The 15,298-nt window shown below is 54.8% G+C and carries 9 protein-coding genes and 1 tRNA gene; 7 read left to right on the top strand and 3 right to left on the bottom strand.

The window, feature by feature from the left end; translation table 11 throughout:
* Positions 1–52: 52 nt before the first annotated feature.
* Positions 53–3,997, bottom strand: a complete 3,945-nt coding sequence (gene putA, locus ACCW76_RS08550) for a trifunctional transcriptional regulator/proline dehydrogenase/L-glutamate gamma-semialdehyde dehydrogenase (RefSeq protein WP_436338329.1) — start codon at positions 3,995–3,997, stop codon at positions 53–55.
* Positions 3,998–4,441: 444 nt separating this feature from the next.
* On the opposite strand from putA, the gene putP reads away from it, so the two are divergent.
* The 5 genes from putP (at position 4,442) to phoH (ending at position 11,181) form a co-directional block, all read left to right on the top strand.
* Positions 4,442–5,926 carry a sodium/proline symporter PutP gene (gene putP, locus ACCW76_RS08555; protein ID WP_045815113.1) on the top strand — a complete coding sequence of 495 codons (1,485 nt, stop codon included), beginning with the start codon at positions 4,442–4,444 and terminating at the stop codon, positions 5,924–5,926.
* Between the two features lie 602 nt (positions 5,927–6,528).
* Positions 6,529–7,362, top strand: a complete 834-nt coding sequence (gene efeU / locus ACCW76_RS08560; protein WP_058959854.1) for an iron uptake transporter permease EfeU — start codon at positions 6,529–6,531, stop codon at positions 7,360–7,362.
* Between the two features lie 54 nt (positions 7,363–7,416).
* Entirely contained in the window at positions 7,417–8,535 is a 1,119-nt protein-coding gene (gene efeO / locus ACCW76_RS08565) for an iron uptake system protein EfeO (RefSeq protein ID WP_034824332.1), read from the top strand.
* 2 nt (positions 8,536–8,537) lie between these two features.
* Positions 8,538–9,818, top strand: coding sequence for an iron uptake transporter deferrochelatase/peroxidase subunit (efeB, locus tag ACCW76_RS08570; protein ID WP_436338330.1), 1,281 nt, complete (start codon positions 8,538–8,540; stop codon positions 9,816–9,818).
* Between the two features lie 574 nt (positions 9,819–10,392).
* Positions 10,393–11,181, top strand: a complete 789-nt coding sequence (gene phoH, locus ACCW76_RS08575; RefSeq protein ID WP_034824330.1) for a phosphate starvation-inducible protein PhoH — start codon at positions 10,393–10,395, stop codon at positions 11,179–11,181.
* Between the two features lie 282 nt (positions 11,182–11,463).
* Here the strand turns inward: phoH and ACCW76_RS08580 are convergent, their stop codons facing one another.
* Positions 11,464–12,477 (bottom strand): nitrilase family protein, encoded by a 1,014-nt coding sequence (locus ACCW76_RS08580; protein WP_436338331.1) that lies wholly within the window; start codon positions 12,475–12,477, stop codon positions 11,464–11,466.
* A 95-nt stretch (positions 12,478–12,572) separates the two neighbouring features.
* Between ACCW76_RS08580 and ACCW76_RS08585 the strand changes: the two genes are divergently transcribed.
* Positions 12,573–13,448, top strand: a complete 876-nt coding sequence (locus tag ACCW76_RS08585; RefSeq protein WP_436338332.1) for a LysR family transcriptional regulator — start codon at positions 12,573–12,575, stop codon at positions 13,446–13,448.
* Positions 13,449–13,512: 64 nt separating this feature from the next.
* Here the strand turns inward: ACCW76_RS08585 and ACCW76_RS08590 are convergent.
* Positions 13,513–13,600: transfer RNA gene (locus ACCW76_RS08590), tRNA-Ser, on the bottom strand.
* Positions 13,601–13,845: 245 nt separating this feature from the next.
* On the opposite strand from ACCW76_RS08590, the gene phoA reads away from it, so the two are divergent.
* Positions 13,846–15,252 (top strand): alkaline phosphatase, encoded by a 1,407-nt coding sequence (phoA, locus tag ACCW76_RS08595; RefSeq protein ID WP_436338333.1) that lies wholly within the window; start codon positions 13,846–13,848, stop codon positions 15,250–15,252.
* Positions 15,253–15,298 lie beyond the last annotated feature (46 nt).

The raw sequence follows: 15,298 nt of genomic DNA on the forward strand, positions 1-15,298 counted from the left end.
TAAATTCGTCGCGGCGCGTCATGGAAAAGGGCCCGTTTGGGCCCTTATCTTTTTAACCAATGGTCATCAAACTGGCGTTACCACCCGCTGCGGCGGTATTCACGCTCAGTGAGCGCTCTATCAACAGACGTTCCAGCAGCAGATTGGTTTCGCCACGCGCGAAGCCCTGCACCGAAACAATCGCACCGTCCCGCGCGGCAACCTGCTCGCACAGCACGCGCAATTGATCCGCGTCCCCGTGATAGATCACCGCATCAAACCCGGCTGCCAGCACATCTTTCACCAGCACTACGTGTTTTTGTACGGCCGCAGGCAGAGATTTGCGCAGCGCGCGATGCAACTCATCATCCTGCCACAGCGCCTGGCTGCCCACGCTGGTCACTGCCGCCAGTTGCGTCAGTGCATCCTGCTCGTTATCCGCAATACAGAGGACGTGATCGCGCGGCAGAAGCGTGAAGGTGTTACGTTCACCGGTTGGACCCGGCAGCAGTCGCACCGTACCCGCCTGCGCCAGCTCGTCATAACGCTGACAGAGTGCCAGCAGCTCGGGTTTATCCTGCGCCCAACTCTGCAATGCCTGGTGCGCGCTCATCAGCTCAGCACGCACGGAACTGTCAACCGGACGCTCGGCATCCTGACGATCGAAGGTCTTACGCAGTGCATTGTCCGGGCGGTTTGCCAGCAGGCGATAGAGATACAAAGGACCGCCGGCTTTTGGACCGGTACCCGATAAACCTTCACCACCAAAGGGCTGCACGCCGACGACCGCGCCGACCATATTGCGGTTCACATACAGGTTACCGACCTTAGCGCTAGCCGTGACTTGCGCGATGGTTTCATCGATACGCGTATGCACACCCAGCGTCAGACCGTAACCAGAGGCGTTAATCTGATCGATCAGCTGTGGCAGGTTGTTACGCGCATAACGCACCACGTGCAGCACCGGGCCGAACACTTCTTTATCCAGATCGCTGACCTGACCCAGTTCGATCAGGGTTGGCTTGATAAAGGTACCGCTGGTCCACTCTTTGCTGTCTTGCGGATTGTCCTGCGCCGCCTGATACACGGTGAAACCTTTATTGCGCATCGCCTGAATGTGGCGCTCGATGTTGCCTTTGGCTTCGGCATCGATCACCGGGCCGATATCCGTTGAGAGACGTTCCGGATTGCCCATGCGGCATTCGGCCATCGCGCCACGCAGCATTTTCAGGGTGTGATCGGCGACATCATCTTGTACGCACAGCAGACGCAGCGCCGAGCAACGTTGCCCGGCGCTGTCGAAGGCGGAGGCAACGATATCGATCACCACCTGCTCAGTCAGCGCCGAGGAATCCACGATCATGGCGTTCATGCCGCCGGTTTCAGCAATCAGCGGCGTTGGGCGGCCTTGCGGATCGAGACGACCCGCCAGATTGCGTTGCAGCAGCGTCGCGACGGCGGTGGAACCGGTGAACATCACACCGCGTACTCGCTCGTCACCCGTTAACTGTGCACCGACAGTCTCGCCCTGGCCTGGCAGCAGTTGCAGCACGCCTGACGGTACGCCCGCATCCAGCATGATCTGTACCGCCTGTGTGGCAATCAGCGGCGTCTGCTCAGCGGGTTTTGCCAGCACGCTGTTACCGGCTGCCAGTGCTGCAGCAATCTGACCGGTGAAGATCGCCAGCGGGAAGTTCCATGGGCTGATGCACACCACCGGGCCGAGCGGACGATGGGTTTCGTTATCGAAATCATCACGCACCATACCGGCGTAGTAATAGAGGAAATCGACCGCTTCGCGCACTTCGGCAATGGCGTTGTTGTAGGTCTTACCTGCTTCACGCACCAGCAGGCCAATCAGCTGCTGCATCTGGCCTTCCATCGCTTCGGCGGCGCGCTCCAGAATCGCAGCTCGTTCTTGTGGCGGGGTGGCAAACCAGATTGGACCGGCATTCACTGCGGCATCCAGCGCTTCCGAGACTTCTGCTTCGCTGGCTTCGCGCACGCTGCCCACCATATCGGCTGGCGCAGAAGGGTTGAGTACCGGACGGCTCACGCCGTCACCCAGCTCACCCTCGACCAACGGCTGGGCAATCCATGGCTGGCTGGCGCTATTGAGCAGGGCGCTGGAGAGTGACGCCAGACGATGTTCGTTCGCCAAATCCAGACCGGCTGAGTTGGCGCGCTTCTCACCATACAGATCGCGCGGCAGCGGGATTTTCGGATGCGGTAAACCGACTGCGCCTTCGGTCAGCGCCATCTTCTCCACCGCAGAAACCGGATCGGCAACCAGCTCATCCAGCGGCAGGGTGTTATCCGCGATGCGGTTAACAAACGAGGTGTTGGCCCCATTTTCCAGTAAGCGACGGACCAGATAGGCGAGCAGGGTTTCATGGGTGCCGACCGGTGCGTAGATACGGCACGGACGGTTCAGTTTGCCGTCTGCCACTTTGCCGACCACCTGCTCATACAGCGGTTCGCCCATGCCGTGCAGGCACTGGAACTCGTACTGACCCGGATAGTAATTATTGCCTGCCAGCTGATAGATTGCTGCCAGCGTGTGGGCGTTATGGGTGGCAAATTGCGGATAGATCAGATTCGGTACCGCCAGCAGTTTGCGGGCGCAAGCCAGGTAAGAGATGTCGGTGTACACCTTACGGGTATAAACCGGATAACCTTCCAGCCCTTCAATCTGCGCGCGTTTGATTTCGCTATCCCAATACGCGCCTTTCACCAGACGGATCATCAGGCGACGGCGGCTGCGTTGGGCGAGATCGATCAGGGAGTCGATCACAAACGGACAGCGCTTCTGATATGCCTGAATGACAAAGCCAATCCCGTTCCAGCCGTCCAGTTCCGGCTCGAAGCACAGCTTTTCCAGCAGATCGAGCGAGAGTTCCAGACGGTCTGCTTCTTCCGCATCGATGTTGATACCGATGTCGTAAGAGCGCGCCAGTAAGGTCAGTGATTTGAGGATCGGATACAGCTCTTCCATCACGCGCTCATACTGCGCGCGGCTATAGCGAGGATGCAGGGCCGACAGTTTGATCGAGATGCCTGGACCTTCATAGATGCCACGACCATTGGAAGCTTTACCAATGGCATGGATCGCCTGCTGATAAGACACCAGATAAGCTTTAGCATCGCTGGCGGTCAGCGCCGCTTCACCCAGCATATCGTAGGAGTAGCGGAAGCCTTTCTCTTCCAGCTTGCGCGCATTGGCCAGTGCTTCCGCAATGGTTTCGCCGGTGACGAACTGCTCGCCCATCAGACGCATCGCCATATCCACACCTTTGCGGATCAGCGGTTCGCCACTCTTGCCAATAATGCGGTTAAGCGAACGCGACAGATTGGCTTCATTGTGGGTCGATACCAGACGCCCGGTAAACAGCAATCCCCAGGTCGCAGCATTGACGAACATCGACGGGCTGCGGCCGAGGTGCGACTGCCAGTTACCGTTACTGATTTTGTCGCGAATCAGCGCATCGCGGGTTGGTTTGTCGGGAATACGCAGTAGCGCCTCCGCCAGACACATCAGCGCCACGCCTTCCTGTGAAGAAAGGGAGAACTCCTGCAACAGGCTTTGCACCATTCCGGCGCGTCCGGTTGCACCTTTTTGGTGCCGCAGCTTATCCGCCAGGCTGTAAGCAAGCTGATGGGTTTTCTCGGCCAGCGGGGCAGGGAGACGCGCCTGCTCCAGCAGCATCGGTACCGCATCGGTCTCCGGACGACGCCACGCAGCGGTGATGGCTGAGCGCGTGACCGACTGCGGCAAAATATGTTCAGCGAAGTCGAGGAAGGGCTGGAATGACTCGTCTGGCGTGCCTTCTTCACTGGCGGCATCGGCAAGCTGCAGGGGAATTTCTGGCAAAGATTCACCGGCTTCCAGCTGCGAAAGGTAGTTAAAAATCGCCTGTTTGATCAGCCAGTGTGGCGTGCGGTCAATTTTACCTGCCGCCAGTTTAATGCGATCGCGGGTGGCTTCATCCAGCTTCACCCCCATGGTGGTGGTTCCCATGATTTCCTCGTCCTCAAAAATATGATTCGACATCAGCGTGGGCTGCACTATCACTCATGTTGCAACTTTGTGCAACCATGTTAAATGTGACCTGAGTTGCACGTTTATCACCGCTTAAAATCAATCTGATGAAAAAGCGGCACAGAACTTGCTGCAAGAAGCTCGCCAAAGTTGCAACTCCGGTCAACGAGAGCACTCTCATGTTGAATAAGGTGCAACTCAAAGTGTGAGCGTGTGCAACCTATTGGCATTAAATCATCGAAGTCAGGTGAAACCATTGTGACAGCTGTGTTAAATGCATTGTGCGCGCCGCCCCTTTGCGGCAGGATACCGCGCCTTAAGAGAAATCGCTTTCTCTGGATGCGGTAAAGCCCTGCGTTATCACGTTCCGATGACGCAGGAAAAAGATTTCTCTTAACGGATTAAATAATAAGTGGAGAGAGTATGAGTATCAGTACACCGATGTTGGTGACCTTTGTAATTTATATCCTGGGAATGGTGCTGATTGGCTTTATTGCCTACCGTTCAACCAAAAACTTTGACGACTACATTCTGGGCGGACGCAGTTTAGGCAGCGTGGTCACCGCACTGTCAGCGGGTGCATCAGATATGAGCGGTTGGTTGCTGATGGGCTTACCTGGTGCCATCTTCCTTTCCGGCATTTCAGAAAGCTGGATCGCCATTGGTCTGACTATCGGTGCCTGGCTGAACTGGAAAATTGTGGCAGGTCGCCTGCGCGTGCAGACCGAACATCACGATAACGCCTTAACACTGCCGGACTTCTTCTCCAGCCGTTTCGAGGACAAAAGCAAGCTGCTGCGTGTCATCTCCGCTGTGGTCATCCTCATCTTCTTCACCATTTATTGCGCATCTGGCGTGGTTGCGGGTGCACGTCTGTTTGAAAGCACCTTCGGTATGGATTACCAGACCGCGCTGTGGGCCGGTGCTGCTGCCACCATTCTTTATACGCTGGTGGGCGGATTCCTGGCGGTCAGCTGGACCGATACCGTGCAGGCCAGCCTGATGATCTTCGCGCTGATTCTCACTCCGGTGTTTGTGATTATCGCGGTAGGTGGTTTCGATGATTCACTGGCGGTGATCGAAGCGAAAAGTCTTGAGAACCTCGACATGCTGAAAGGGCTCAACTTTGTTGCCGTGATCTCCTTACTCGGCTGGGGCCTGGGCTACTTTGGACAACCGCATATCCTGGCGCGCTTTATGGCGGCGGATTCACATCACTCGATTCGCACTGCGCGTCGCATTGGCATGACCTGGATGATCCTGTGCCTGGCCGGTGCCGTGGCGGTTGGCTTCTTCGGCATCGCCTACTTCCAGAACCACCCAGAACAAGCGGCAGGCGTTAGCCAGAACGGCGAACGCGTGTTCATTGAACTGGCGCGTATCCTGTTTAACCCATGGATTGCTGGCATCCTGCTGTCTGCGATTCTGGCAGCGGTGATGTCCACCCTGAGCTGCCAATTGCTGGTGTGCTCAAGCGCCCTGACAGAAGACCTCTATAAAGGCTTCCTGCGTAAAAATGCCAGCCAGAAAGAGCTGGTGTGGGTAGGGCGTTTGATGGTGCTGCTGATTGCGTTGATCGCTATCGCGCTGGCGGCCAACCCGGAAAACCGCGTGCTGGGTCTGGTCAGCTATGCATGGGCGGGCTTTGGTGCCGCCTTCGGTCCGGTTGTCCTGTTCGGGGTGTGCTGGAAGCGTATGACACGCAACGGCGCGCTGGCAGGGATGGTGATTGGTGCACTGACGGTGCTGCTGTGGAAACAGTATGGTTACACCGAACTGTATGAAATCATTCCTGGCTTCATCTTCGCCAGCATCGCGATTGTGGTGTTCAGCCTAATCGGCAAAGGCCCATCAGAAGAAGCGCAAGCGCGCTTTGCTGCGGCTGAAGCGGAATTCAACACGAAGTAATGTGGTCTCTGACAGATCAAGCCCGCCCGTTAAACGGCGGGCTTTTTTATTGAATCGACAGGGCTTCAACGCTCAATTCAAAGCGATGACATAGCTCAGCGTCCAATAAAGGCCATGCCGAGGAGCGAAGCGTCCGCACTTTGAACTGCCGACGGTTAAACGGCGGTTTTTAGTATCGAATCATTAAGGCTTAACCCCTCAATTCAAAGCAATACCACAGCCAAATGTCCAATAAAGGCCATGCCGAAGAGCGAAGCGTCCGCGCCATGGACGGCGCGGCCGATCTGCAGGGATGCGTGGTTTCTTCGCGATCGGGATGGCCTTTAGTGGGCAGAGCCCTGAACGTGCAGCGATACCACCGCACTGAACATGAATTCATGCCCATCCACTGCAGGCTTCGCGGCGATCGACGACTTAAAACTCCACTTACCAGACGAAACGCCGCGATCCCCTTTGCATAGAATCCGTCGCCCTCCCCGCAAATGAGGAATAATTTCATTAAGTGACTTGTAATTTTACCCGCGATAATGATAATCGATATCGTTTGCACTTTACGTATTTTTACCTAAGGTTTACCCTGCTTAACAATCAAGAGGTTGGTGATGTTCGTACCGTTTCTCATTATGCTGCGTGAAGGTCTTGAAGCAGCTCTCATCGTCAGCCTGATTGCCAGCTACCTGAAACGCACCCAGCGTACACAGTGGTTCCCCGCGATGTGGGCGGGTGTCTTCATTGCCGCAGCACTCTGCTTAGGCCTTGGCATCTTCATCAATGAAACCACCGGCGAATTTCCGCAGAAACAACAAGAACTGTTTGAAGGCATCGTGGCGGTCGTCGCGGTGGTCATCCTCACGTCCATGGTGTTCTGGATGCGCAAAGTCTCGCGCAACATCAAAGCCACACTGGAACGCTCGGTGGATCAGGCATTGCAAAAACAGGGCGGCGGTGGCTTCCCGCTGGTTCTCATGGTCTTTCTGGCCGTTGCTCGTGAAGGGCTGGAATCGGTATTCTTCCTGCTCGCCGCTTTCACCCAGGATGTCGGCTACGCGCCGCCGATTGGTGCGGTACTTGGCCTGTTAACGGCGATTGTATTGGGTATGCTGCTTTACTACGGCGGCATCCGCCTCAACCTGGCGAGCTTCTTCCGCTGGACCAGCTTATTCATTCTCTTTGTTGCCGCAGGCCTCGCGGCAGGTGCGATCCGTGCTTTCCACGAAGCAGGGCTCTGGAACCACTTCCAGGACATTGCTTTCGACCTCAGCAATACGCTCTCCACCCACTCGGTGGTCGGTACGCTGCTGGAAGGCATTCTCGGTTATCAGGAAACGCCAAGCGTCAGTGAAGTGGCAGCCTGGCTTATCTACCTGATTCCGGCGCTGCTGCTGTTCTTCTTCCCGGCGCGACCAACGGCCAGTGCTGCACGCACCACACGCTGAAATTAAATCAGGCGCGATTGCGCGCCTGTTCTTCCATGTAACAGGGATATCACTATGACGATTCGCTTCCGCCGTAAGGCGCTGTTGGTTTCAATGCTGGCTCTCTCAGGCGCTGCATCTGCTGCATCCATCCCGCAAGTCACGGTTACCGTCACTGACAAACAGTGTGAGCCGATGTCACTCAATGTGCAGGCGGGTAAAACCCAGTTCATCATCAAAAACAACAGCCAGAAAGCGCTGGAGTGGGAAATCCTGAAAGGGGTGATGGTGGTGGAAGAGCGTGAAAACATCGCGCCGGGCTTTAGCCAGAAACTGACCGCGAACCTCGAAGCAGGCGAATATGACATGACCTGTGGCTTACTGACCAACCCGAAAGGCAAACTGGTGGTATCGGGTGAGTCGAAAACCGCTGCCAAAGGCAAAACCGACATCATGCAGCTGGCTGGCCCAATCACGGACTACAAAACCTACGTGATGAGCGAAGTCAAAGAGCTGGTGGCGGGCACTCAGGCCTTCACCGATGCAGTAAAAGCGGGCGATCTGGAAAAAGCCAAAGCACTGTACGCACCGACCCGTGCGCACTACGAGCGTATCGAACCGATTGCTGAACTGTTCTCCGATCTGGACAGCAGCATCGATGCCCGTGAAGATGACTTCGAGAAGAAAGCCGAAGATCCGAAATTCACCGGTTTCCACCGCATCGAAAAAATCCTCTGGGCTGACAAAACCACCAAAGGTGCTGAAGAGTTTGCCACTAAGCTGAATCAGGACGTGCTGGATCTGCAGACTCGCATCAGCGAACTGGCATTCCCACCGGCGAAAGTCGTCGGCGGCGCAGCAGGCCTGATCGAAGAAGTGGCGGCCAGCAAAATCTCGGGTGAAGAAGATCGTTATAGCCGTACCGACCTGTCTGACTTCCAGGCCAATATCGACGGTGCACAGAAAATCGTTGATCTGCTGCGCCCGCAACTGCAAAAAGCTAACCCGCAGCTGCTGGCGAAAGTCGATGCCAACTTCAAGAAAGTGGACAGCATCCTCAGCAAATACCGCACCAAAGACGGTTTCGAATCTTACGAGAAACTGACTACCGCTGACCGCAATGCGCTGAAAGGGCCGATCACCACTCTGGCGGAAGATCTCTCCCTGCTGCGCGGTACTTTAGGTCTCGACTAATCATGAGCCATAAAAATGACGCGGCGCAGCCGTCGCGTCGTCGTTTATTGCAGGGATTAGGCATGTTGGGCGGCGCGGCTGCCCTGAGTGGCGGCTGTCCGTTCCATACGGCAGCCGCGGCTGACAGCTTCTCTCCCGGCACGGTTGCACCCGATGCGCGCCAGCAGGCGCAACCCTTCTATGGCCCGCATCAGGCTGGCATTATCACCCCGCAGCAGGCTTCCATGATGCTGGTGGCTTTTGACGTCTTAGCCAGTGACAAAAGTGACCTCGAACGTTTGTTCCGTCTGCTCACAGAGCGCTTCGCTTTCCTGACCAAAGGAGGCGCCGCGCCAGTTGTCACCAACCCGCAGCTGCCGCCAATGGATTCCGGCATTCTTGGCGCTGATATCGCACCCGATAATCTCACCATGACGCTGTCCGTGGGCACCTCGTTGTTTGATGAGCGCTTTGGTTTAAGTGCACACAAACCGACGCAACTGCAAAGCATGACGCGCTTCCCCAACGATTCGCTGGATGCCGATCAGTGTCACGGCGATGTACTGCTGCAAATCTGCGCCAATACGCAAGACACGGTGATTCATGCACTGCGCGACATCATTAAGTACACGCCCGATCTGCTGGCCGTGCGCTGGCGGCGTGATGGTTTTATTGCCGATCATGCCGCACGCAGCCATGGCAAGGAAACGCCGATCAATCTGCTGGGCTTCAAAGATGGCACCGCCAACCCTGATACGCATAATCCTGCGCTCATGGATCAATTGCTATGGGTGACGGCGAACCAGCAGGAACCTGCCTGGACTCAGGGCGGTAGCTATCAGGCGGTGCGTATCATTCGTTTCCACGTTGAAATGTGGGATCGCACTCCGCTGGGTGAACAGCAAACCATATTCGGTCGTGAGAAACTTTCCGGTGCGCCGCTGGGCATGAAAGAGGAACATGACGTGCCGGATTACAGTAAAGATCCGGATGGCGATGTCATCGCGCTGGATGCGCATATCCGTCTCGCCAACCCACGCACGCCGGAAACCGACAGCAGTTTAATGCTGCGCAGGGGTTACAGTTACTCCTCAGGGATTACCGGTTCGGGGCAGTTGGATATGGGACTCTTGTTCGTTTGCTATCAGCATGATTTAGCCAAAGGCTTTATCACGGTGCAAAAACGTCTCAATGGCGAAGCGCTGGAAGAATATATTCGTCCGATTGGCGGCGGATACTTTTTCGTTTTGCCGGGCGTCCCTGACGAAAAACATTACCTTGGCCAGCCTTTACTGCAGGCCTGATTAATAAACGCACCGCGCCAGCGCAGCGATAAGGTTGTGCTGGCGCTTTTTTCACCGACCGTAAACTTTCCCCTGGTCGCTTCCACTTCCGAATGTTCTGAAAAAGTTCGTCGCGCGTCAAATAATCCATCCAACTGAAAAATAGAGATAATTTAATTTAAGACGAAAATTCTCATGCTTCGCTTATCTGTTTTTCTTTGTCGTGACGTAAAAATACTGTTGCAAAGCATGGTTAATATGATGCACTTTACTCATAAGCGTTGTCAGTTGTGTGGCTAAGTCCACTGGAGTTCGCGCATGACCCGGTCCTTCTATGGACAGTTAAATACACTTCAGCTAGCGCAGTACACTGCGGGGGATTTCTTCCCTCCAAAGTATCCTCTTCACTTTTCAATTATCGTTCCCGGACTATCGCCATTTCTTTACCGGTGCGCTTCAGCGCTTCGTCGTTGTTGCACACTACTCTCAATGGCCAGACCCGGCTTACAAGGAAGCCAAACAAACCTCTAAAGCGTTCAAGTCATCGCCGCGGGTGATCCGCCGCGATAAATGAAACCAACTGTAAGGTGCCACTATGGGAAGACAGAAAGCAGTGATCAAAGCGCGTCGTGAAGCAAGAAGAGTCGTTCGTAGTGATTCTCGCAGTCACCGTCAGCGTGAAGAAGAATCGGTCACTTCGCTGGTGCAGATGGGTGGGTTGGACTCAATTGGCATGGCGCGTGATTCACGCGATCGTGGTCCGATTGAAGCCAGAAATGAAGCTCAAGCGCACTATCTTAATGCCATAGAAACGAAACAGCTGATATTCGCCACCGGTGAAGCCGGTTGCGGTAAAACCTGGATTAGCGCAGCCAAAGCGGCTGAGGCCCTGATCAATAAGGATATCGAAAGGATTATTGTGACGCGCCCGGTTCTGCAGGCGGATGAAGACCTCGGTTTCCTTCCTGGGGATATTTCCGAGAAGTTCGCCCCGTATTTCCGACCGGTATACGACGTTCTGGTTAAACGTCTCGGCGCTTCCTTTATGCAGTACTGCCTGAGGCCTGAAATTGCCAAGGTAGAGATTGCGCCCTTCGCATATATGCGCGGACGTACGTTTGAGAATGCGGTAGTGATCCTTGATGAGGCACAAAACGTCACTGCGGCACAGATGAAGATGTTCCTGACACGCTTAGGCGAGAACGTGACGGTTATCGTCAACGGTGATATCACCCAGTGTGACTTGCCGTCCCACGTCAAATCTGGTCTGGCCGATGCGCTGGCGCGTTTCGAAGAAGACGAGATGATTGGTGTGGTGCGTTTCGACAAAAACGACTGCGTCCGTTCGGCACTTTGCCAGCGCACGCTGCTGGCTTACGGTTAACGATTGAGAAGTTGATTGAGAGTGTAGCGAAGCAAAACCCGGCGCATGCCGGGTTTTTTTGTTGCTGCTCAGCCAGGTTCATTGGCGCGTATCAATAACTGCTGGGCAGGAAAATCGACCAGAACACGATGATGTTGTAAAAAATTAGTGCCTGATAAACCCCCTGGATAATGCATAAATCCTTTCATTTTATTGTTTTTTCCCTAAGTTGGTATTTACCTCAACCAAATATCTTCAGCGTCGGTATAAATAAAACGCGAAAGGTTTACTCTTCGTGTGGCTTTATGTTTTGTCCAAAGATGTTTTACGCGTCATTTTGTGATCGAACACAGGAACATCTTCGGAAAATCGTGCAGTGCGTGCATCCCGCTCATAGCCTTGTGGTTCACAGAGCAGGTGATAAAGTTCTGGCCGTCTGCCGTGAATCCAGCGGCGTCCGGTAGACATCGCCAGTAACGAAAGGTCCAGATCGGCGCTCACCAGCGTATCTCTGAATGAAGTGGTTTCGTTGACGATGCGACCATAGGGATCAATCACCATCGCATTGCCGGTACGAATCTCACCGTTATCCAGTCCTACGCCATTACTGAACAGGATGAACAGTCCATTATCGTGTGCACGCGAGGGCAGCCAGCGCATCAACCAGCCTCGTCCGCTGTCACCCACTAATGCGGCTTCCAGCGCTTCAGGGTCTTGCTGGCGATTTTCCCAAAGGCTTACAGGGATGGGTTTCATGCCGAAGGGGCTGCGCGAGTGCGTGCCGCCCGTTTGATGTGGCGCAATCAAAATATCGGCACCCAGCAGGGCGGTGACGCGAACGTTATCGGTGAGGTTATTGTCCCAGCAGATAAGAATCGCTATTCGCACACCCCACGGCGTATCAAACACCGTAAATGCATTCCCCTGGGAAATGGATGGATGCTCGAAAGCGTGGATCTTACGATGTATATGGCGTTGACCATCAGGCATGCAAACCGCGTAAGCATTGTAGAGCTGGCCGTTTTGATGCTTTTCAATATAGCCCGCCCCGATCGCCATCTGATAGCGCTCTGCCAGCGCCGCTATCCGTGCCAGTGACGGGCTGTCATCGCTGCGCTCGGCGAGGGCTGCCACCTCATCATGCGAGAGCTGAGGCACATGCCAGTAACCCGTGATACACATCTCAGGAAAAGCCAAAACCTGAGTATCTGTCTGAGCGGCCTGTTCAATAAACTGTTCCATCAGCGCTAAGTTGTACTGCTTGTCTCCGGCGCGATGACAAAACTGTACGGTGGCAACACGAAGCTGTTTGTTCATGATGGTTTCTCTCGTAGGGGAATAGCGTGCTATTTCACCAGAGAGAAATCCACCGTGTATAATCACAACTTCGCTCACTTCGATAACCGAATGGAATGGATATTAAACTGCTCCGAGCCTTCGTCACGTTGGCTCAAACCCGTGCTTATCACACTGCTGCTGAACAGCTGTGCGTGACGCAACCCGCGCTGACGAAACAAATCCAAACGCTTGAGCACCTTGCGGGTGTCACGCTTTTCCAGCGCGGGCGGCATGGCGCCCGCCTCACTGTGGCGGGAGAGCAGTTTTTGTCCGGTGCGCGGGATATCGTGGAGCGTCATGCGCAGTTTTGTGCCTCGATAGCGGAACGGCAGCGGGGCCAGACGGGAACGTTGACCATTGGATTTGGTATCTCGTCCTTTCGCATGGCACCTGAAAGGGTAGCGGCGTTCCGCACTGCGTATCCTGGCGTGCAGGTTTTATTAAACGACATGCCTTCTGCGGTGCAATGCCAGCAACTGATGGAAGGGCGGCTGCAAATTGGATTTGTGCGCTTGCCGGTAACCGAAACGTTGCAAAGTCTTGTGCTGGATGAGGAGCGCTTAGTGCTGGCGATGACGACAGACCAGCCTTCCGATCTGGCCGAAGCGAAGGTGTTTATTGAAACTCACCAACTGCTCCAGCTCTCACCCGATCGCGGCAATGGCTTAACGGCTCAGGCGCAGCGTTATCTGTGCGGGCAAGGTTTTCCGCCGTGTAGGATTGCAGCCGCCGATGATATCCAGACATTGCTAGCGCGAGTGGCGGCAGGGGATGGTGTTGCGTTATTGCCGGCGAGTGTGAAATACATCCTTCCTGCTGGCGTCAGGCTATTGCCGCTGGAGGGTGAACATACGCATTGGCAAACAGGTTTGGCCTGGAACGCACAGATCAAAGACCCACTCAGAGACAAGTTCCTGGCGATGGCAATCGGGGATGGTCAGGTAAGTTAATGATGTGGCTGAACTGAAGACAAAAAAAAGCCTGAACTTTCGTTCAGGCTCTTCTTCAAAATGATGGCGGTGAGAGGGGGATTCGAACCCCCGATACGTTGCCGTATACACACTTTCCAGGCGTGCTCCTTCAGCCACTCGGACATCTCACCACATTTTTTCTGCCAACCGCACTGGGTCAACGGGGCGCTACTATAGGGAGTTACCTGAAAACGGTCAAGCCCTATTTTCTCCTTTTGTTCTATCCGCTTAAGCTCTGTGCAGCTTGCTGCATCTCTCGCCGAACTGCGTGTTCTGTCATCAAATTATTCCTTCTCTGACACAAAAGTGTCACCAGACTGTCGCAGACTTGTCTGCGGAAACATTTGGTTATATTTACTGATAAGGATGCTTATAAATGAAACACATACCTCTTTTCACGGTTTCTCTGCTGGCTTCACTCATCGCGACGTCAGCAGTGGCAGATTCAACAACGTATACCCGCGCCGCTACCGGTGATATCACCGAACACGGTGGCGCGCGCCGCCTCAGCAGCGATCAGACGGAAGCGCTGAAAGCCTCACTCATCAATACCACGGCCAAAAACGTCATCTTGTTGATCGGCGATGGCATGGGTGACTCGGAAATCACCGCCGCACGAAATCAGGCGATGGGCGCAGGTGGTTTTTTCCCAGGCATTGATGCACTGCCGTTAACCGGCCAGTACACCCACTACTCGTTAGACAAGAAAACCCACAAACCGAACTACGTGACAGATTCCGCTGCCTCCGCTACCGCCTGGGCAACGGGCACCAAGTCTTATAACGGTGCCATCGGCGTAGACGTCAATGGCAAGGATCAGGCCACTATTCTGGAGTTGGCGAAAGCTGCCGGCAAAGCCACTGGCAACGTCTCAACCGCAGAATTACAGGATGCCACGCCCGCCGCTCTGATGGCGCATGTCACTTCACGTAAATGTTATGGCCCGGAGAAAACCAGCGAGCTGTGTCCAACGAATGCGCTGGAGCAGGGCGGTAAAGGGTCGATCAGCGAGCAGATGCTGAAGACTCGTCCAGATGTCACGCTCGGCGGCGGGGCGAAATCGTTCACGGAAAGCGCCAAAGCCGGTGAGTATCAGGGAAAAACCCTGCGCGAGCAGGCTCAGGCGCTGGGCTTCCAGCTGGTCGATAACCTGGATGGCATGAATGCCATCCAACAGGCCGACCAAAGCAAACCGGTACTGGGTCTGTTCTCCGACGGCAATATGCCGGTTCGTTGGCAAGGGCCAAAAGCCAGCTATCACGGCAACATTGATAAACCCGTAGTGACCTGCGAAGTGAATAAAGATCGCCCGGCATCAACACCGACACTGGCGCAGATGACCAAAAAGGCGATTGATTTGCTGAGCACCAATGAGAAAGGTTTCTTCCTGCAGGTGGAAGGTGCGTCGATTGATAAACAGGATCATGCAGCAAACCCATGTGGTCAGATTGGTGAAACGGTGGATCTGGATGAAGCCGTGCAGCAGGCGCTGGCCTTTGCGCGTGAACACGGCGATACCCTGGTGGTGGTGACGGCTGACCATGCGCACAGCAGCCAGATTATTGAAAATGGCAGCAAAGCGCCGGGCCTGACGCAGGCGGTAAACACCAAAGATGGTGCGGTCATGACCATCAGCTACGGCAACTCTGAGGAGGATTCTCAGGGGCATACCGGCACACAACTGCGTATCGCGGCCTATGGTCCTTATGCGGCTAACGTGGTGGGCCTGACCGATCAGACGGACTTGTTCTTTACGCTGAAGGATGCAATGGGCATTAAGTAACTGCGCCCGTCAGCAACGAGAATCCCCGCATTAGCGGGGATTTTTT

It is taken from the genome of Pantoea sp. C8B4, from assembly GCF_051336905.1.
Taxonomy (GTDB): Bacteria; Pseudomonadota; Gammaproteobacteria; order Enterobacterales; family Enterobacteriaceae; genus Pantoea; species Pantoea rwandensis_B.

What these genes read in the sequence shown, in the direction of transcription:
- putA (WP_436338329.1), bottom strand. Translation starts at nt 3,997, where the DNA reads ATGGGAACCACCACCATGGGGGTGAAGCTGGATGAAGCCACCCGCGAT.
- putP (WP_045815113.1), top strand. Translation starts at nt 4,442, where the DNA reads ATGAGTATCAGTACACCGATGTTGGTGACCTTTGTAATTTATATCCTG.
- efeU (WP_058959854.1), top strand. Translation starts at nt 6,529, where the DNA reads ATGTTCGTACCGTTTCTCATTATGCTGCGTGAAGGTCTTGAAGCAGCT.
- efeO (WP_034824332.1), top strand. Translation starts at nt 7,417, where the DNA reads ATGACGATTCGCTTCCGCCGTAAGGCGCTGTTGGTTTCAATGCTGGCT.
- efeB (WP_436338330.1), top strand. Translation starts at nt 8,538, where the DNA reads ATGAGCCATAAAAATGACGCGGCGCAGCCGTCGCGTCGTCGTTTATTG.
- phoH (WP_034824330.1), top strand. Translation starts at nt 10,393, where the DNA reads ATGGGAAGACAGAAAGCAGTGATCAAAGCGCGTCGTGAAGCAAGAAGA.
- ACCW76_RS08580 (WP_436338331.1), bottom strand. Translation starts at nt 12,477, where the DNA reads ATGAACAAACAGCTTCGTGTTGCCACCGTACAGTTTTGTCATCGCGCC.
- ACCW76_RS08585 (WP_436338332.1), top strand. Translation starts at nt 12,573, where the DNA reads ATGGATATTAAACTGCTCCGAGCCTTCGTCACGTTGGCTCAAACCCGT.
- phoA (WP_436338333.1), top strand. Translation starts at nt 13,846, where the DNA reads ATGAAACACATACCTCTTTTCACGGTTTCTCTGCTGGCTTCACTCATC.